The sequence below is a fragment of the Bacillus sp. 2D03 genome (genome assembly GCF_003946765.1).
GTDB classification, from domain to species: domain Bacteria; phylum Bacillota; class Bacilli; order Bacillales; family Bacillaceae_G; genus Bacillus_A; species Bacillus_A cereus.
Genome location: NZ_RPSJ01000011.1, coordinates 99,600 through 118,453, shown reverse-complemented (window position 1 = coordinate 118,453; position 18,854 = coordinate 99,600). Strand labels below are relative to the sequence as shown.

Here is an 18,854-nt window from a genome sequence, read left to right as displayed (position 1 = left end):
TATTGTTGAGTATTCCATTCTTCTATATTTCATACTTTTGTTATCCACGATTCATAGAAAGAAGGTTCATGTGAGACAATTAAAACCGTTCCTTTGTATTGTTGTAACGCTTCCTGTAAAGCCATCTTAGTTTCTACATCCAAATGATTAGTCCGTTCGTCTAAAATTAAAACATCAGCTTTTTCTATTTTTTCATATAAGGAGCTAACACACTTAAAATCTCTTCTTTATCCTTTTTTAATTCGAGTGATGTTAACATATCCATCGTTCTCGGTCTAGGTAATTTCACTTGTACCTCACCAACTATTGACGCTGGTCTTTGAGATAAAATAAATACGCGATCTGAAAGCAAGATTGCCTCATCTAAGTCATGTGTAACCATAATGATTGTTTGCTTCTCTTGATGCCAAGAGTTTAAAAGCCAGCTATGTACTTCCATTTTTGTAAATGCATCTAACTTTCCAAAAGGCTCATCAAGCAGCATAATTGGCTTTTCACATAAATATGTGCGCAGAAAACTAATTCTTTGACGCATACCACCAGACAATTCATCTGGATAATGGTCTGCATATTCATCTAGTTCGAACTGCTTTAATGCTTCCATTCCTTCTGTCAGCCTTTGCTTTTTCGGCTTTCCTTCAATTTCTAACGGAAGAACGATATTTTGCAAAGCTGATCGCCACGGTAGTAATAAATCTTGTTGTGGCATATAACTAACAACATCTTGCTCTTGTACTTGCTTATCTTTATACGTTACGTTCCCGCTTGTTGGTTTTTCAACATTTGCAATCATGTTTAATAATGTGCTTTTCCCGCAACCACTCGGTCCTACAAAGGAAACAAACTCTCCCTCTTGTATAGAGGCACTAATATTCTCTAATACATTCTTTCCGTCGAAAGATTTCACTATATTTTTTATTTGTAATCCGCTCATTTTTCACTTGGAAGGAATTCATTTGTAAAAGCATCTTTTACATCGATTTTCTTTTTAATAACTTTGTTGTCATATAAGAAATTCATGTAATTCGTCCAAATTTCTTCCTTCTGTACTCCCCATGCTTTAGCATCATCTTGATACTTCGTACTTAACCATTTTTGGCTTTCTTGAACTAAATCTTTATTCACATCTGGAACAGCTTTAATTAAAATATCAGCAGCCTCTTTCGGTTCCTTAATTGCAAAATTATAACCTTCTGTCGTTGCACTCATAAACTTTTTCACAAAGTCTTTATCTTGCTTCGTATGTTTTTCACTCGTAATAATAACAGGACTATAGAAATCAAGCGCTGGATCTAAGTCCTTCACCATAATCGTATTTAACTCTTTTCCTTGACGCTTCGCTTCAATACCATCCCATCCGTAATAAATCCATTCAAAGTCTGCATCACGGCCAATTGATTTAAAGAAATCGGTTTGTCCTAAGATGATTTTTTCAACTTTATTAAAATCAGCTTGATGTTTATCCATAATCGTCTTTAATGTCGCTTCTTCTGCTGGTCCTCCCCAGCCGCCGTAACGTTTACCTTCAAAATCTTTCGGGGACGTCATATTGTCTTTCTTAAGCGATGCAAACGCTGAAGTGTTATGCTGAATAATCGCTCCTACAGATACAACAGGAATTCCTTCTACACGAGCTAACGTTACATTTTCTTGTGCGCTTATTGCGAAGTCTGCTTTTCCTGATGCTATCATTTGCTCTGCTGTTACATTGTCACCTGGTTGAATAATTTCTACATCTAATCCTTGCTTTTTGTAATAATCTTTCGTTTGCGCTACATACAAGCCAGTATGATTCGTATTTGGAAACCAATCTAATACTACTTTTACTTTTTGATCTTTACTTGCACTTTCTTCTTTCTTCGCCGGATTACATCCAGCCACACCTACCGCTACTAAGGCAGCTAACATAACTTTCAAACCTTTTTTCATTTTCTGCCGTCCTTTCTATATATCCATGGTGCTGTTATTCTTGCCATAAACTCTACGATAAAATACAGGAATAATGTCACTATAACGATGATTGCTGCAACACCAAATACTCGGGCAGTCAAAAAGGATTTTGTAGCCCTCGTAAGCATAACGCCTAATCCTTCACTTGCACCGAGCCATTCTCCGATAATTGCCCCCATTACGCTATATGTAACTGCAATTTTTAAACCTGAGAAAAAGTATGGAAGCACTGCTGGAAATTTTACTTTCTGGTAAACTTGCCATTTTGTCGCCTTCATTGTTTGTAACAGTTTCAGCATGTTTTTATCTACTGTTTGAAAACCTTCTAAAATACTAAGCGCAATTGGGAAGAAACAAACGAGTATTACGACCATTACTTTCGGTAACATCCCATATCCAAACCAAATAATAAATAGCGGTGCAAGTACAACAATTGGAATTGTTTGCGAAATAACGAGCAATGGATTTATTAAAATACGAAATAACGGTATAACGTCCATAATAATTGCGATGCTCGTCCCCAATAAAATTGCAAAGAATAGTCCAATTATAACTTCCTGCAGTGTTTGCATCGTATTTGGTAATAGTAAATCTTTCATCCCAATTAATTCTTGAACAATGGCAGAAGGCTTTGGTAAAATCCACGGTTCGATTTTAAATAATGAAACAGATCCTTCCCATATCGCAATGAGAAGGATAAGCCAAATAGTTGTAATAAGTTTAGATTGCTTCTGGTTTTGCATATTCATCACGGTACTTCCAAACCTTTTCATCTATCGTTACACCAGTGCTTGGACGATAATGGATTTTAATAGAAGTAATCACTTCTTCTGCTCCAGCGTCGACGCAAGCTTGTTGCGCACGTTTAACGACATCAAGAAGTACATCTAATTCTCCTTCCAAAGTTGTTTCCATTGCCCCTACTTCATAACGAACTCCCGATTGTTGCACAACTTCAATTGCTTTATCGACAACAGAATATACATCTTTCGTTTTCGCTTGTGGTACTACTGAAAATGACATTGTAACTTGTTGTGACATAATAAAATCCCCCTTATAAAATTAAATTTCAAAAATAAGAAAAGGCTTTCCTACTGCGTAGGAAAGCCTTGTATGCAAGTTATTACAGAATAACATATGCTACATCACTTTAAGTAACTCCCTACGCTGGCATTATCCAGATCAGGTTGAGGGTCGATGTTTACTTACATCCTCTCAGCCAATTGGCTCCCCGGTCCTTAATTCGTTTTCATTGTAGCATGATTTATTTTATTGAACAAACAAAAGCATGCATAATCATTTCATTATTTTTGGAAAATAACCAACTTTTTCACCATGAGCTAATAACTGCTGAATAAATTCTTTATTAATTGCTGGTACTATCAATTCTTTTTTCTTAATCCATTCATTCGTTCTACGCGTACCCATTACAATTTCAGATTGCTGCGCTCCATCTCCTGCAACTTGAGAAGCAATTAACTCTGCTATTACTTCATTTCCCTTCGCTAATGCAAGTCCGGTATTTACATATTCTGAAAGTGGAACCATTTCAAGATTGTATCCACACTCTCCAATTAGCTGTATAAATTGTTCAAACTCAATTTGATGTGGATGACAAATATGTAACGTCTCTCCTACAATTTGCGCATCTTGTAAATACGATACAATTGATTTACTAGCAAAATCAATTGGTGTGAAATCAACTTTCCACTTCACATTTGGTGCTTTCCCAATTAATAGCATTGTTTTAATAAGACGATAAAATGCGTTTCCTTCAATATTTTGTTGGAACGAACCTGTTTCTGAATGACATGCTAAATTACCTGCACGATAAATATTTCCGCGCAAACCATTTTTCATTGCTTCACGAACAATGTTTTCCGCTTGTAGTTTACTATTTGAATATACATTCTCTAAGTCTACACTGTAATTAAAATCACCAGTTTTCATGTATGTATCCCATTGATCTACCGCTAATTCTAACGGGATACCAATTGTAGAAATAAAATGGAATGTAGCACCTTTCTCCGCTAATGCTAGCATACGGCTAGTTCCTTGGACATTTATATTTTCAAATTGTTTTACATCTCCAAAATGTCTTACATCTGCACCGCAATGAATTATCGTATCCATCTTAGAACTGATGAACATAAATTCTTCTTCGCTCATCCCAAGATACTCTTCTCCCAGATCACCAGCTACGGCCTGTATACGCTGTAACCATTCTTCACATATATCATTAAAGTAGCCTGTTAATGTATCTATAATTCTTTGCTGCACATCTTTCGTTGGTCTTACTAAACAATAAATAGTAGCAGATGTATCTCTCAACAATTCATATAATATGTGTGATCCTAAATAACCAGTAGCTCCTGTTAAAAAGACATTTGAAATCTGGGTTTCTTCCAAAACGTTTGCATACGTGATAGTATCTGGTTCGTGAATCACTTTATATTCACGAAATACTTCTTCTTTCTCTACTTTTACTTCTCGCTCAATTCGAGCTAATCCATATATCGTTCTTTCTTTAAAGAAATCTTGAATTGTTAAATGTGAGAAATCTTCTTTTAACAATGTTAAGACTCGTAATACTTTTAATGAATGTCCACCAATTGTAAAGAAATCATCATGTACTCCAACTTTTGAAATTCCTAATACTTCTGCCCAAGCGTTCGCTATTTGTTTTTCTGCTTTATTAGAAGGTGCAACATATTCTTGTAGACGAACCGGTTCATACTTTTCTTCTAACTGAGCTAACTTCTTAACATCAATCTTTTTATTAGGTGTAAGTGGTAATTCATTAATATAAATTAGTTTAGATGGCACCATATAATCTGGTAATTGCTCTTGTAACTGATAAACTAATTCTGGTATTTCTTTTTTATTTAAAGTTGTATAGAACGCGATTAAATATTGGCTACCTTCCTTACTCTTCTTAGCAAAAACAGCATTTTCTTTTATATTATGATTATGAGAAATTTTACTTTGGATTTCTCCTAGTTCAATACGATGTCCTCTAATTTTTACTTGATCATCTTTCCGATGTAAAAACTCTATATTTCCATCCTCTAGCAACTTAACGATATCACCTGTTTTATATATATTGACTATAGGATTGAAAGGGTTCGGAATAAAAGCTTCAATTGTTTTATTAGGCTTATTAAAATACCCTTTTGCTAATCCCACTGAATCTATATATAATTCACCAGGTACACCAATTGGACAAAGATTCATATTCTCATCCAAAATCATAACTTGATAATTAGCACATGGTTTACCAATGGGAATACTCGCAACATCCTCATTTAACTGACTAGGTATTTTATAGGTTGTCGTCACTACAGTACATTCTGTCGGTCCGTATACATTATAAATTTCAACATTTGTACCTATTCTTTCTCTCCACAATTTAATAACCTCTACAGGCAACATTTCACCGCCAATCGCAATTCTTTTTAGGGAAGCTAGCTTATATATATCTTCTTCTGCTAAATAAGTTGCTACTTGTCGAACAAAAATTGTTGCTAATGCCAAGATTGAAGTTGCTTTCACTTTATAGATTGCATTTGCAAATGCTTCTACAGACAATCGCTCTTCCTCTAGTAATACATACAAGTTTCCTCCGCAGAATAAAGAAGCAAATGACTCCCATACAGAGGCATCGAAACTAAAGGAAGGAAATTGGGCAAATACATCCTCTTCTGTCAATTCATATTGCTTTTTCATCCAAGTATACAGATTAACAACGCCTCTATGTGCTAACATCGTTCCCTTTGGATTCCCTGTTGAACCAGATGTATAAATCATATAAGCTACATCGTCACAATGAATAGACAACTTTACATCTATATCTTCATAAGTTTCACTATCATACATTGAAACTGTTTGAACCCCATCACATGTTATAGGCGTCTCTTTCATCAATATAACTTTCGCTTGGCTATCTTGAATAATGTACTGTATTCTACTTTCGGGATAATCTGGATCAATTGGAACATACGCTGCACCAGCTTTTAATATAGCTACCATACTTACTACTGTGTCTATGCTACGTTTCATAAATATTCCAACATAGTCTCCTAATTGGACGCCGTTTTTAATTAACATATGAGCTATTTGATTACTTTTTTTATTTAGCTCCTCATAAGTTAAAGTACCTTCCCTTGAAGATAAAGCTATACGATTTGGAAATTGAGTAACAGTATTATAGAACATATCGACGATACTTTTCTCAGGATATACTGCTGTCGTATCATTCACTTGACTATAAAGTGCCATCTCGGCCTCTGTAATAATATTAAAACGTTTTATATACTTATTAGTATTTTGTGATATATCAATTAAAACACCTTGTATTTGTTGTGCATAACGAGTAATCGTTGTCTCTTTCCAATTAACACTATTAAATATTATTTCTACACTTTTCATATTTTTACTAAATACAAATTGTAATGTATTCATGTCTTGTAGCTCATAATATGTTTCACCAATAATAATAGGTGACATTTCATATAATGTATTACCGTTTTGAAACTCTTCTATTTCTTCCTCATTCATTTCTTTAATTTGCTCCAGTTGCTCTTCAATTTGTAAATTTAAACTTTCATAGGAGAGAAAATTAGAAACTTCAATAGTAATCGGAAATAAACTTCCTCTTACATGATAAAGCACGACAATATGTTTTTCTTTAGAAATATGATATAACCACGTTGTAGTCGCTCCTATTAAATCCACAATGTGAGTCAAATTTGAAAACAGTTCCGTTTTCCTTTTTATCCTAAGTTCCGTTCCTTGCACATCTTTAGGTATTTTAATACTTCCTTCTACTTTTCCTAAAAATTCTTTTACCATCTCACTATAAGAAATTGCTAATTTCATATTTATGTAAATTCCTCTCTTAAATATAATAAAGGTGTGAAAATTCACACCTTTTTCATCCCTTATTAAAGGGCAGATTAGTTCAATTCATAATCAAGGGAGGATTCCCTTGATTAGAATTGAACTTTCTCCTTATTCGCTTTTAAACTCACCAATAAGCTCTTGTAATTCCTGAGAAAGCCAACTTAAAGAAGTCGCTAATTCTGCAATATCTTGTACTGATATTTCTTGCTCTTTCATGCTTTCTTCAACATTACTACTGCTGTTGGCATAAGTATTTGCAATATGTGATAATTCATTTACGACTTGAACAATATTCTGGCTATTTTGTAAAATGTCACTCGAATTACCAGAAACAGCTTTTACTTGATCTGTAACAGATTGCGCTGATTTTGAGATTTTTTCAAAGAAATCTCCACTACTTTGAACAAGCGAAATTCCAGTTTCTACTTCTCTTGAACCTTTTTGCATGGAAACTACAGCATCTTCTGTCTCAGCTTGTGTTTCACCAATTAATTTCGCTATATCTTTTGCAGACGCTTCCGTTTGTTCTGCTAATTTTCGTACTTCATCAGCAACAACTGCAAACCCTCTTCCAGCTGCTCCAGCACGTGAAGCCTCAATAGAAGCATTTAAAGCTAATAAATTTGTTTGATTTGAAATACCTGTAATTACAGTTACGATATCACTAATTTCTTTTGACCTTGTTTCTAACGAATAAATGATGGAAGATAAATCTTGTACTGCATTTTGGATTAAACTCATTTGATTAATAATTTGTCCAATCACTTCATTACCTTCAATTGAATGTTGTTCCATACCTTCAGAAGCAACCGCAACTTGTTTTGCAGCCCCAGTTATTTCTTCTACCTTATCTTCCATTCCATGTACAATTCCTAAACATTGTTGTACTGAAGTTTTTTGAGACTGTGCCCCTACTCTTAAACCTTCAATAGAACTTGCAATCTCTTGAACTGCCATGCTGTTTTCCTCTGTACTCGCCGACAATTCTTGTGAAGAAGAAGAAACTTGCTCAGCAGTTTGCCTTACTTTATCTATAATCCCTTTAAATTTTTCAATCGTGTTATTGAAATAAACATTAATAATTCCAATATCATCTGGTCTTTCTTTTAATTTAACACTTAAGTCACCTTCACCAATTTTACGTAACCCTTCTCGTAAATCTTTTAATGGAGCTAACGAGTGACGCACGATAAAGAATTGAGTAATAGTCGCAATTGCTAATGAAATAATGATAAAGAGTAAGCCCTGTATCATAAACTTCTCTTTTGTAATAGGAACAATGGAAGCATCTAAGTCAGCCGCAATAATTGCAACAATATTGTTTTCTCCATCTGTAATTGGTTCTAATATTGTCACCCACGAACCTATTTCATCTTCATATACTTCTGTTATTTGGGCCTTTTTCGTATCAATCACTTTATCGTATGCCTTCATCCAATGAGCGGGTTGTTCATAATAATCTCCCGGCTTTATAGGAAACGCATTTGTTAACTCTGTAGTCAAACCAACGAGTTGTAATTCTCGCTTTTCATTCGGCTTTGCTCCTGTAACATACGTTTGTCCAACACTTTTCAATTCTTTTGACACTTCATCTAATTTCTCTGTTAACTTTTCTTTTTTCACTTTTTCGGCTGTAGGATCTTTCGCCATGTCTCTAACTAATTCTACATCCAATTTTTTCAATACTATTTCTCCTGTTTCAATAGACTGCCTTTCAAATAAAGACATCATACTATTTTGAAACATGTTGAAACTTAATGCACCCATACTTCCAACAAGTGTCAAAATAACTAATACGGTTAATAAGACGTTCTTTTGAAGGAACGATAACTTATGCCAATATTTTTTCATTAATATCCACCTTCCTTAATCAACATAAACAAAAAAACAAAATATATGAATATTTTGTTTGAAAATGTTTCTCAATATGTTCGAGAATAAAAAAAAGCCAATGTAAAAGCATTGGCCAAGACCAACCCTATCCGTCCGGTAACTGGCTAGCGTAGCCTTTCGACCTTAGCTCCTGTAGTTTTGCGTCCTCATGTTTCCATCAGTTTGCCTTTCTCGCTGAACGAGTTGAACGATATGGGAGTTCTATGAGAATTAATTTATTCTCTTTCAAAGATTACAACATATAAATCAAAATGTCTACTTATTTAGAGATATAAATACAAATTTTTAATGCATTGCTTTTTCAAAATAATTTCAAAAAGTACGTGAATGTTACTTTTTTTGTGTTATATAATAAAAAATGTATAAATAAAAAGGATTTCTTCGGGTATTTATTTAATTTTCATTCAAATTAAACTATTCGAATATATCTTAACTAATGAATTTCGGAGGTAGTTTATCATGTTTTGGCTACAATTTCTTACCTTGTTACTCTGTATTTTTATTGGTGCACGCCTAGGCGGAGTTGGTTTAGGAGTAATGGGTGGAGTTGGTATGGCAATACTCGTTTTTGTCTTCCACTTACAACCAACGGCGCCTCCTATCGATGTAATGCTTATGATTTTGGCAGTAATTACAGCTGCTGGTGCACTCCAAGCCGCTGGAGGAATGGACTACCTTGTTCATCTAGCTGAAAAGGCATTACGAAAAAATCCAAAACGCATTACATTCTTTGCTCCAATTGTTACTTATTTATTTACACTTTGTGCAGGAACTGGTCACGTTGCTTATTCTGTACTTCCTGTTATCGCTGAAGTCTCTCGCGAATCGGGAATTAGACCAGAACGACCAATGTCAATTGCCGTAATTGCTTCCCAACAAGCAATTACAGCTAGTCCTATATCAGCTGCAACAGTTGCACTTTTAGCAATGTTAGCTGACTATAAAATCACCTTATTAGATATTTTAAAAGTAAGTATCCCTTCTACTTTCATCGCTTGTATGATAGCTGCATTTGTTGCTAGTAAGATGGGAAAAGAATTAAGTGAAGACCCTGAATACTTAAAACGATTAAAAGAAGGAATGATTCCTAAGCTTGAAGAGAAAAAAGAATTTGTAGGTGTAAAGGGTGCAAAATTATCAGTTATCCTTTTCCTTGTAGGAACCTTCCTTGTTGTACTTCTCGGTTCATTTGAAGCACTTCGTCCAGGATGGACAGTTGATGGGAAGTTAGCTCGTCTTTCCATGCCGAACACAATTGAGATGGTTATGTTAACTATCGCGGCTCTTATTATTATTTTCTGTAAACCAAATGTAGAAAGCATTGTGTCTGGTAACGTCTTTAAAGCAGGAGCAACAGCAGTTGTTGCTATTTTCGGTATCGCTTGGATGGGAGATACTTTCTTTAATGGAAACTTAAATATGATTCAAGGATCCATTCAGCATTTAGTAACAAGTGCACCTTGGCTATTTGCCATCGCACTATTCATTCTATCTATTTTACTGTACAGCCAAGCAGCAACAGTTCGTGCCTTAATGCCACTTGGACTATCCCTTGGCATTCCACCAGCGCTACTGATTGCGATGTTCCCTGCAGTAAATGGATACTTCTTCATTCCAAACTATGGGACAATCGTTGCTGCCATTAACTTTGACCGCACTGGTACAACAGGTATCGGTAAATACGTATTAAATCATAGTTTTATGATTCCGGGTCTAATTGCAACATTTACTTCTATCGGAATTGGAATGCTCTTAATTTCAATTATGTTTTAAAGAAAAAGCACAAACCTTTATTTAAAAAGGTTTGTGCTTTTTTAATCAAATGTTTGTTTAAATTTTTGGGCAGTCTATTTCTCCATGTAGCACTTAAAATACTACACTTCCTTCCCTACAAACTTCTCTTTACTTCTTCAGCTAATTTTCTCGTACTTTCATACGCAGATTCAGCTAAACTAATTGCTGAAATAACTGAAACACCGTCCGCACCCGCTTCTATAACTGCCGCTGTATTTTCAATTGTAATCCCACCAATACCAACGATTGGCACTGTAATTCCTTGTTCTCTAAAATAAGCTAATCCTTTCGTTCCTTGAACCGCTTTCGTATCTTTTTTCGTACTCGTTGGGAAAATAGGTCCAACGCCTAAATAATCTGCTCCATTTTCGATTGCAAAGCGTGCTTCTTCAATTGTATGAGCAGATACGCCGATAATTTTATCTCCCATTTTTTCACGAACAGATGTAATTCCTTCATCATCTTGTCCAACATGAACACCATCTGCATCTAATTCAATGGCTAATTCTACATCATCATTTACAATGAAAGGAACACTATATTCCTTACAAAGCGTCTGCAATTCTTTTGCAAAGCGCACTCTATCTTCTCCGATTAAAGAACCTTCCCCCTTCTCGCGAAACTGAAAAAGTGTCACTCCACCATCTAACGCTTCTTTCAATACAGCTAAAGGATCCCTCGTGCAGTTATTACTTCCCATAATAAAATACACTTGCAATAGCGTAGACATTTTATCTATTTCAATGCGTGCCATTTCTTTCACTCCCTCTTACTCTAACTCCACAATCTTCCCATACTTCTCAATATCACCTGAAGTTGTATTAGCTAATTGATTTAAAAATTCAATTTGGAAACTACCAGGCCCTTTTTCTACCGCCTTAGCAGCTGCCAGTTCCGAAGCTACACCATAAAACGTTAATGCGGCTACTGCTGCTTTTACATAATCTTTTTCCACTGCTACAAATGCTCCTATTACAGAAGTTAGTAAACAACCTGTTCCCGTAACTTTCGTTAAAATAGGGTGACCATTTCGAATAACAATAGTTCTCTCTCCATCTGTAACAACATCTTCTTTTCCAGTAATGACCGCAACTGTATTTAGTTCATCTGCTGCCTGCCTTGCAATACTTACAACATTGCCATTTCCAGTACCAGCGTCTACCCCTTTAATTTCCCATTTCTCATTAATAACATTTGCTATTTCAGCCGCATTTCCGCGGATAATTGCTAAATCTATTTCGGCTGGAATATGTCTCGCAACTTCTGTTCGATACGAAGTTGCTCCTGCACCAACTGGGTCAAATAGTACTGGCACATTGTTCGCATTTGCTGATTTACCCGCGAGTAACATCGCTTCTACTTCTTCAGGACGAAGTGTCCCCATATTTAATACTAACGCTCCAGCAATGCTAGCCATTTCTGCTACTTCTTCTTTTGCATACGCCATTACAGGCGATGCTCCAAGTGCCAACAAACCGTTAGCAGTAAAATTTGTTACAACAACATTTGTAATATTATGAACGAGCGGATTAGATTCTCTCACCAAATCCACTACTTTACTAATTTCTTTCATATTCATCCTTTTCATCTCCTAACTATAATGATGGGAGATACACAAAAAGACACTTTGCGCGTACGCAAAGTGCCTGAACATGTGCTTTTACACTCTCCCTACGCTGGCATTATCCAACAGGTTCAAATGGTCAATGACGGACTAGTAGTCATACTCTCAGTTTGTATCCACAAACTCCCATGTGTTTCTTATTCATCTACTTCAAAGTCTACTCTTATTCTAGTAAAATAACAAGTTCTTTACTTTTCTATTTAATATAGGAGCAACTGATAAAGTGAAACTTTAATCAGTGTTTTTTTCATCCCCCACTGATTATCGGCCCTCACCAATCGGGCTTTTACGGGCAGTTGTTCCCCCACCTAACTTATTTGCTTTCGTTGAATTTTGAGGTGGGGATCTTACTGCCCGTTAATGCGGGATAAAGTGAAACTTTAATTAGTTGGGATTTTGTTCACTCCATTAAAAACAGCTCAAATATGGAGCGAAACTGAATCTCAAGAAGATGTATGCTATATTTAACTTATGGAAATTTGAAAGGATGTTTTTAATATGGCAAAAAGCGTTGTAATCGCTGAAAAACCTTCCGTTGCACGAGATATTGCTCGTGTACTTAAGTGTGATAAAAAAGGAAACGGCTACCTTGAAGGTAGTAAATATATTGTAACTTGGGCTTTAGGCCATCTCGTTACATTAGCTGATCCAGAAAGCTATGATGTGAAATATAAAAAGTGGAATTTAGAAGATTTACCGATGCTACCTGAGCGTTTGAAATTAACGGTTATTAAACAAACTGGTAAACAATTTAATGCTGTAAAAAGTCAGCTACTTAGAAAAGATGTAAATGAAATTATTGTAGCAACAGACGCTGGACGTGAAGGGGAATTAGTCGCACGCTGGATTATCGATAAAGTTAAGCTAAATAAACCAATCAAACGTTTATGGATTTCTTCTGTAACCGATAAAGCAATTAAAGATGGTTTTGCAAATTTAAAACCAGGTAAAGCCTATGACAATTTATACGCTTCAGCAGTTGCACGTTCAGAAGCTGACTGGTATATCGGTCTTAACGCAACTCGCGCTTTAACAACTCGCTTTAATGCTCAGTTAAATTGTGGCCGTGTACAAACGCCTACTGTCGCTATGATTGCTAGTCGTGAAGATGAAATAAAAAACTTCAAAGCACAAACTTACTATGGCATCGAAGCTCAAACAATGGAGAAGCTCAAACTTACTTGGCAAGATGCAAATGGCAATAGCCGCAGTTTTAATAAAGAAAAAATTGATGGTATTGTAAAAAGTTTAGATAAACATAATGCTACTGTTGTGGAAATTGATAAGAAACAGAAGAAGTCATTCTCTCCTGGTCTTTACGATTTAACTGAATTGCAACGTGATGCAAATAAAAAGTTCGGTTACTCTGCTAAAGAAACATTAAATATTATGCAAAAATTGTATGAACAGCATAAAGTACTAACGTACCCTCGTACAGATTCACGCTACATTTCATCTGATATCGTTGGAACACTTCCAGAACGTCTAAAAGCATGTGGTGTTGGAGAATACCGTCCCTTCGCACATAAAGTATTACAAAAGCCTATCAAACCTAACAAATCATTTGTTGATGATAGTAAAGTAAGCGATCATCATGCGATTATTCCAACAGAAGGATACGTTAATTTCTCAGCATTCACAGATAAAGAACGCAAAATTTATGATTTAGTTGTAAAACGTTTCTTAGCTGTTTTATTCCCAGCATTCGAATACGAACAACTAACGTTACGCACAAAGGTCGGTAATGAAACATTCATTGCACGCGGAAAAACGATTTTACATGCTGGTTGGAAGGAAGTATACGAAAATCGATTTGAAGACGATGATGTAACTGATGACGTAAAAGAGCAGATTCTACCTCACATTGAAAAGGGCGATACATTAACTGTAAAGTTACTTATGCAAACATCAGGTCAAACGAAAGCACCTGCACGCTTTAATGAAGCAACTTTACTTTCAGCAATGGAGAATCCTACAAAATATATGGATACGCAAAATAAACAACTTGCTGATACGTTAAAATCGACTGGTGGATTAGGTACTGTAGCGACACGTGCAGATATTATCGACAAACTTTTCAATTCTTTCTTAATTGAAAAACGTGGTAAAGATATTCACATTACATCAAAAGGTCGTCAATTACTTGATTTAGTACCAGAAGAATTAAAATCACCTACACTAACTGGTGAGTGGGAACAAAAACTTGAAGCAATTGCAAAAGGAAAATTAAAGAAAGAAGTATTCATTTCGGAAATGAAGAACTATACGAAAGAAATTGTTTCTGAAATTAAATCGAGTGATAAAAAATATAAACATGACAACATTTCAACGAAGTCTTGTCCAGATTGCGGTAAACCAATGCTAGAAGTAAACGGCAAAAAGGGAAAAATGCTCGTATGCCAAGATCGTGAATGTGGTCATCGTAAAAATGTATCTCGTACAACAAACGCTCGCTGTCCGCAATGTAAAAAGAAACTAGAATTACGTGGTGAGGGTGCAGGCCAAATTTTCGCATGTAAATGTGGCTATCGCGAGAAATTATCAACATTCCAAGAGCGACGTAAAAAAGAATCTGGAAACAAAGCCGATAAACGCGACGTTCAAAAATATATGAAACAACAGAAAAAAGAAGAAGAACCATTAAATACCCCATTCGCAGAAGCATTAAAAAAATTAAAATTTGATTAAACAAAAAGGTTCCTACCTCTATCGGTAGGAACCTTTTATTTTAGTGAATGATTTTACTTCCTTTTGCATTCTCAACAAATTTTTCACTTGATTTGTTAATTGGTGTTTTCAGTAATAACGCAGCAACGATCATAACTACTACGAAAGCACTTAACACAAGTAAATCTCGCGTTACGATATCCCAAAGCATTCCGCCAACTGTTTCACGAATTGCGCTAATTGCGTATGTGAATGGTAAGAACGGATAAATCGCTTGGAAGAACGCTGGTGTCATTTGGATTGGGAATGTTCCGCCCGATCCTGCTACTTGTAGTACAAGTAAAATGATTGCCATCGATTTCCCAACGTTTCCGAAAATAGAAACGAGTGAGTATACGATACAAACGAAGACTCCACCAATAAATAAACTAAATAACACAAACCAGAACTTATCGACTACGTACGTACCAAGTAAGAATATATCTCCCATCGATACGATAAACGCTTGTGAAAGACCTATCGTTAAGAATGTTAATAAACGTCCGAAGTAAATTTCATGGCTCTTATAATTCGCGCCCTCTTCGTGTACTTCTACCGTTAATAATGAAACCATTAATAATGCGCCTACCCATAATGCAAGCACTGTATAGAATGGTGACATCGCTGAACCGTAGTTCGGCATCGCAAATAATTTATTCTCTTTTAAATTTACTGGATTCGCAAAGTAATCACTTTGCTTTTCAACATCGTTTTTCAATAAGCGTATGATGTCTTTTAAATCCTCTTCAGATTCAAAATCACGAATTTTATCTGCTAATTCTTTAATCTTTTTCTCAGTCTCCGGCATTTCAGCTTTAATATCTGCTAATTTCTTTTTCCCGTCTACTAAGCCTTTTGATGAATCTTCTAGTAATTTTTTAACATCTGGAAGCTTTTTGTCTGCATCATTTAAAATTTGAGTTGTATTTTTCGACATCTCTTTTGTACGAGCAATTGCTGTATTGAAATTAGGTACAATTTCTGAATCATACGTCGATAATACATCTGTTAATTGAGCTGATCCGCCCTTCGCAGCGTTGTTAATACTTTCAATTACATCTTTTGTAGGTTTCTGGCCATTGTTAAGAAGTGTAATTCCCTTATTCGTTGCCTCTACACCTTTTTGTAAGCTGCTTTTCGCTTTGTTTAATTTTGCGATTCCATTATTAAGGTTTTTATCACTATTTACATCCGCTAAAACCTTATTTGTACTTTCTAGAACTGGAATCATATCATCAATTAAACCGATTCCAGATTGGAATTGACCATTTAAGCTATTTAAAGCTACTTTCGTTGAATCTAAACCGTTAATACCTCTATTTTGTACATCTTCTTTTGCTTTCTGTAAATCTGCTTTTGCACCTTCAAGGCTATTTTTTGCTTTATCATAATCTGCTTTTGCATTATCATATATTTGATTTGCATCAGCTTTAGCTTGATCTACCGCGCTAACTGCCTTTTTATAATCAGCTACAAACGTTTCATTGTAATCTTTTTCAGCTCGATCGATTAAAGCATTTGTTTCATTTAATTTCTGATTAATTCCATCACGCACATCTTGTTTAACTTCCTGACCTGTGCTAATTAAATCGTTTAAACGTTTAAAACGATTATTTAAATCTTGTTGTCCATTCTTAATATCCGTTAAATGCTCTTTTCTTGTTTTAAAGAAATTTTGCCCAAACTCAGTTTGAGCCCCTTGCTCTAAACGAGCCATAACATCAATTACATAAGAAAGATTGTCAATATGCGTTTGAAGATTATTAGATATAGTCGAAATATTTTTCTTAGCTATCTCTGGATCAACGCTTCCATTTTGCAATCCATCCATAACACTTTGTGCATAAGCTGTTCCTGCACGTGATGAGCTTAAAACATTATTTACTGTTTGATTAATATTTTGTGCTATCCCTTTATACCCATCGCTATTCAACTTAGAAAGATCTGGTCTCGCTGGGAATTCAGGTAATCCATTCATTCCAGACAAATCAGGAATATTTAATTCTACACCTGGATTCATTAAAAAGTCAGTAAATGCAGCTGCACTATCCATAACGCCTTTTGCTGCCACTAAATCATTTCTTATCGTCCCTGGAGCATTTTTTAATGTTTGATCTTGTCTTGCAAAGAACTTATCTAAATTCGCCAACGCTTCCTGCCCATCATTTATTACACTCTCTACAACAGGTAAATCTTTCTGCGCTACTTTCACAACATCTTCTGCTCGAGTTGCATCATCTAACGCCTTATCCATAAGTGTATTCATTTCCGGGAACTGCGCTTCTAGCTTAAAGACAAGATCTTTTACTTTTTCGATACTTGGTAAGTTTGTTTCTAAATCGATTCCAAGGTCATTGAAAATTTTAAAAATCTCACCGTTTGCTGTTTTTACAAAGTTTTTACTAATTTCTTCTGTAATACCTGATGCACCTTTTGCTGTAATCTTCGGTGCAATCGCGTTTACTTTTTCATTCACATAGTAATCCAGTTCTGGTTTTTTCGGATTTTCATCCAGAACAGTTGCGATTTTTTCAGAGAAGTCTTTTGGAATCGTAATACTTGCATAATAATCCCCACGCTCAACTCCGTAAATTGCTTGTTTTTCATCTACAAATTTCCAGCCAAGATTTTTGTTTTTCTTAAGGGAGTCTACAATCTCTTTCCCGATATTAATATCTTTCCCTCTTAAATTAGAACCTGCATCTTGGTTAGAAACTGCAATGGGAACCTCTTTTGTATTTCCATATGGATCCCAAGAAGCTTTAATGTTAAACCATGCATATAACGATGGTAAAATCATTAATCCTAAAACAATAACAATTGCAGCCCAATGTTTGGCTACATTCCGTAAATCAGTCTTATAAATACGCCAAATTTGTTTCATAGAAGTTATCACCTAATTATATATTTTTCCTTCTTTAGAAAATGATACATGCATTTTGCAATTATATCACTTTCTACATCGTGTATTAACCAAAAACGTACTATTTTTTCCCATTAACTTTCACTTACTTCATTATATAACGAAGTGAGTCAAAGTATGAATACAAAATGACCAAATCGGTTTTACATTCAATAATAACAAATATATATGAAATGTCATAAAAAATACAAGTATTTTCTCTTGGAAATACTTGTATTCCTAAAAAAAATCCTCACAGCTTTTATTCTCTGTGAGGATTTCTTCTATTATATATCCAATTGAACCTCTACACCGAAATGATCTGAAATTACATTTCTGTTTGTACCATTAAAAATAACTTTTGAAGAATGAACTTTTTTACTTTGGTTACACAATATTAGATCGATTCGCAAATTATGTTTATTTTCATCCCAACCAGCAATCTCACCTTGGACAGTCGTTCCTTCATCCTTCTCTATTGCTAATTCATATGTGTCATACAACCCTTTTTGCATCATATACTCATAACCTTCGCCTTCCAACCGAGCATTGTTATTAAAATCCCCCATTAAGAAGGCGAGCTTATTGCTATCTACACGCTCCATCAAACGATCGACTTGACCTTCGAATGACTCTTCTTCATCATTCCACCAACCGAGATGGCAAGAGTAAAACGTTATATCCTTACCATTATAAGCAATTGTTGCACTTACAATTTTACGCGTTTTCCAATACGTTGTATCCTCGTTTTCTGAAATGAAGAACGTATCTTCTTTTATAATATTATGCTTCGTTATAATTGCTAATCCTTCTTCATACACGTCATAACCAATATGAGAGAAATCCCAAGTAATATTGTAATCTTTTACATGTAGCGCTTTTAACTCTTCTAATAGTAAAAGTCCAAAATTATCTTCTTTCTTGTTACCGCATACATTTTCAGCTTGTATGGACTGACTTACTTCTTGCAATGCGATGACATCGTACTCTTCTTCTTGAATTACTTTAGCAAGGTATTGTATCTTTTCTATTTGATTCTCTTCTTGCCAAGAATGACAGTTTAAAGTTAGCAATTTCATATTA

At 35.1% G+C, this 18,854-nt stretch carries 12 protein-coding genes, 1 pseudogene and 3 riboswitches; of the genes and pseudogenes, 2 read left to right on the top strand and 11 right to left on the bottom strand.

Annotated features, from left to right (window positions below; all coding sequences use genetic code 11):
* Positions 1-29 precede the first annotated feature (29 nt).
* The 7 genes and pseudogenes from EBQ15_RS31275 to EBQ15_RS22725 form a co-directional block, all read right to left on the bottom strand.
* Positions 30-188: pseudogene (locus EBQ15_RS31275) on the bottom strand (P-loop NTPase family protein); the annotation flags it as partial.
* On the bottom strand, positions 185-934 hold the full coding sequence (locus EBQ15_RS22750; RefSeq protein ID WP_000016081.1) for an ABC transporter ATP-binding protein: 750 nt from the start codon (positions 932-934) through the stop codon (positions 185-187). The gene EBQ15_RS22750 and the pseudogene EBQ15_RS31275, both read right to left, overlap by 4 nt.
* Positions 931-1,929, bottom strand: a complete 999-nt coding sequence (locus EBQ15_RS22745) for an ABC transporter substrate-binding protein (RefSeq protein ID WP_000715573.1) — start codon at positions 1,927-1,929, stop codon at positions 931-933. The genes EBQ15_RS22750 and EBQ15_RS22745 overlap by 4 nt, the downstream gene beginning before the upstream one ends.
* Positions 1,926-2,699 carry an ABC transporter permease gene (locus EBQ15_RS22740; protein ID WP_001057165.1) on the bottom strand — a complete coding sequence of 258 codons (774 nt, stop codon included), beginning with the start codon at positions 2,697-2,699 and terminating at the stop codon, positions 1,926-1,928. The genes EBQ15_RS22745 and EBQ15_RS22740 overlap by 4 nt, the downstream gene beginning before the upstream one ends.
* Positions 2,671-2,991, bottom strand: coding sequence for an MTH1187 family thiamine-binding protein (locus EBQ15_RS22735; RefSeq protein ID WP_000082906.1), 321 nt, complete (start codon positions 2,989-2,991; stop codon positions 2,671-2,673). Before EBQ15_RS22735 ends, EBQ15_RS22740 begins: the two co-directional genes overlap by 29 nt.
* A gap of 101 nt (positions 2,992-3,092) precedes the next feature.
* Positions 3,093-3,194, bottom strand: a riboswitch (TPP riboswitch).
* Between the two features lie 52 nt (positions 3,195-3,246).
* On the bottom strand, positions 3,247-6,828 hold the full coding sequence (locus tag EBQ15_RS22730) for a non-ribosomal peptide synthetase family protein (RefSeq protein WP_000761489.1): 3,582 nt from the start codon (positions 6,826-6,828) through the stop codon (positions 3,247-3,249).
* A gap of 132 nt (positions 6,829-6,960) precedes the next feature.
* The gene (locus EBQ15_RS22725) at positions 6,961-8,703 is read right to left on the bottom strand and encodes a methyl-accepting chemotaxis protein (RefSeq protein ID WP_000761078.1); all 1,743 of its coding nucleotides are present in this window, start codon (positions 8,701-8,703) and stop codon (positions 6,961-6,963) included.
* 134 nt (positions 8,704-8,837) lie between these two features.
* Positions 8,838-8,922: riboswitch (cyclic di-GMP riboswitch) on the bottom strand.
* 282 nt (positions 8,923-9,204) lie between these two features.
* Here EBQ15_RS22725 and EBQ15_RS22720 point away from each other — a divergent pair.
* On the top strand, positions 9,205-10,518 hold the full coding sequence (locus EBQ15_RS22720; protein WP_000498701.1) for an anaerobic C4-dicarboxylate transporter family protein: 1,314 nt from the start codon (positions 9,205-9,207) through the stop codon (positions 10,516-10,518).
* A gap of 115 nt (positions 10,519-10,633) precedes the next feature.
* Here the strand turns inward: EBQ15_RS22720 and thiE are convergent, their stop codons facing one another.
* Entirely contained in the window at positions 10,634-11,293 is a 660-nt protein-coding gene (thiE, locus tag EBQ15_RS22715; protein ID WP_000090968.1) for a thiamine phosphate synthase, read from the bottom strand.
* A 15-nt stretch (positions 11,294-11,308) separates the two neighbouring features.
* The gene (gene thiM / locus EBQ15_RS22710) at positions 11,309-12,118 is read right to left on the bottom strand and encodes a hydroxyethylthiazole kinase (protein ID WP_001056095.1); all 810 of its coding nucleotides are present in this window, start codon (positions 12,116-12,118) and stop codon (positions 11,309-11,311) included.
* A 72-nt stretch (positions 12,119-12,190) separates the two neighbouring features.
* Positions 12,191-12,303, bottom strand: a riboswitch (TPP riboswitch).
* A gap of 358 nt (positions 12,304-12,661) precedes the next feature.
* Here thiM and topB point away from each other — a divergent pair.
* Positions 12,662-14,851, top strand: a complete 2,190-nt coding sequence (topB, locus tag EBQ15_RS22705; protein WP_001140205.1) for a DNA topoisomerase III — start codon at positions 12,662-12,664, stop codon at positions 14,849-14,851.
* A gap of 40 nt (positions 14,852-14,891) precedes the next feature.
* On the opposite strand, the gene EBQ15_RS22700 is transcribed toward topB, so the two are convergent.
* Together EBQ15_RS22700 and EBQ15_RS22695 are read right to left on the bottom strand one after the other, a co-directional pair.
* Positions 14,892-17,753 carry a YhgE/Pip domain-containing protein gene (locus tag EBQ15_RS22700; RefSeq protein ID WP_000810078.1) on the bottom strand — a complete coding sequence of 954 codons (2,862 nt, stop codon included), beginning with the start codon at positions 17,751-17,753 and terminating at the stop codon, positions 14,892-14,894.
* 305 nt (positions 17,754-18,058) lie between these two features.
* Positions 18,059-18,850, bottom strand: a complete 792-nt coding sequence (locus tag EBQ15_RS22695; RefSeq protein ID WP_000771985.1) for an endonuclease/exonuclease/phosphatase family protein — start codon at positions 18,848-18,850, stop codon at positions 18,059-18,061.
* Positions 18,851-18,854: the final 4 nt, after the last annotated feature.

What these genes read in the sequence shown, in the direction of transcription:
- EBQ15_RS22750 (WP_000016081.1), bottom strand. Translation starts at nt 934, where the DNA reads ATGAGCGGATTACAAATAAAAAATATAGTGAAATCTTTCGACGGAAAG.
- EBQ15_RS22745 (WP_000715573.1), bottom strand. Translation starts at nt 1,929, where the DNA reads ATGAAAAAAGGTTTGAAAGTTATGTTAGCTGCCTTAGTAGCGGTAGGT.
- EBQ15_RS22740 (WP_001057165.1), bottom strand. Translation starts at nt 2,699, where the DNA reads ATGAATATGCAAAACCAGAAGCAATCTAAACTTATTACAACTATTTGG.
- EBQ15_RS22735 (WP_000082906.1), bottom strand. Translation starts at nt 2,991, where the DNA reads ATGTCACAACAAGTTACAATGTCATTTTCAGTAGTACCACAAGCGAAA.
- EBQ15_RS22730 (WP_000761489.1), bottom strand. Translation starts at nt 6,828, where the DNA reads ATGAAATTAGCAATTTCTTATAGTGAGATGGTAAAAGAATTTTTAGGA.
- EBQ15_RS22725 (WP_000761078.1), bottom strand. Translation starts at nt 8,703, where the DNA reads ATGAAAAAATATTGGCATAAGTTATCGTTCCTTCAAAAGAACGTCTTA.
- EBQ15_RS22720 (WP_000498701.1), top strand. Translation starts at nt 9,205, where the DNA reads ATGTTTTGGCTACAATTTCTTACCTTGTTACTCTGTATTTTTATTGGT.
- thiE (WP_000090968.1), bottom strand. Translation starts at nt 11,293, where the DNA reads ATGGCACGCATTGAAATAGATAAAATGTCTACGCTATTGCAAGTGTAT.
- thiM (WP_001056095.1), bottom strand. Translation starts at nt 12,118, where the DNA reads ATGAATATGAAAGAAATTAGTAAAGTAGTGGATTTGGTGAGAGAATCT.
- topB (WP_001140205.1), top strand. Translation starts at nt 12,662, where the DNA reads ATGGCAAAAAGCGTTGTAATCGCTGAAAAACCTTCCGTTGCACGAGAT.
- EBQ15_RS22700 (WP_000810078.1), bottom strand. Translation starts at nt 17,753, where the DNA reads ATGAAACAAATTTGGCGTATTTATAAGACTGATTTACGGAATGTAGCC.
- EBQ15_RS22695 (WP_000771985.1), bottom strand. Translation starts at nt 18,850, where the DNA reads ATGAAATTGCTAACTTTAAACTGTCATTCTTGGCAAGAAGAGAATCAA.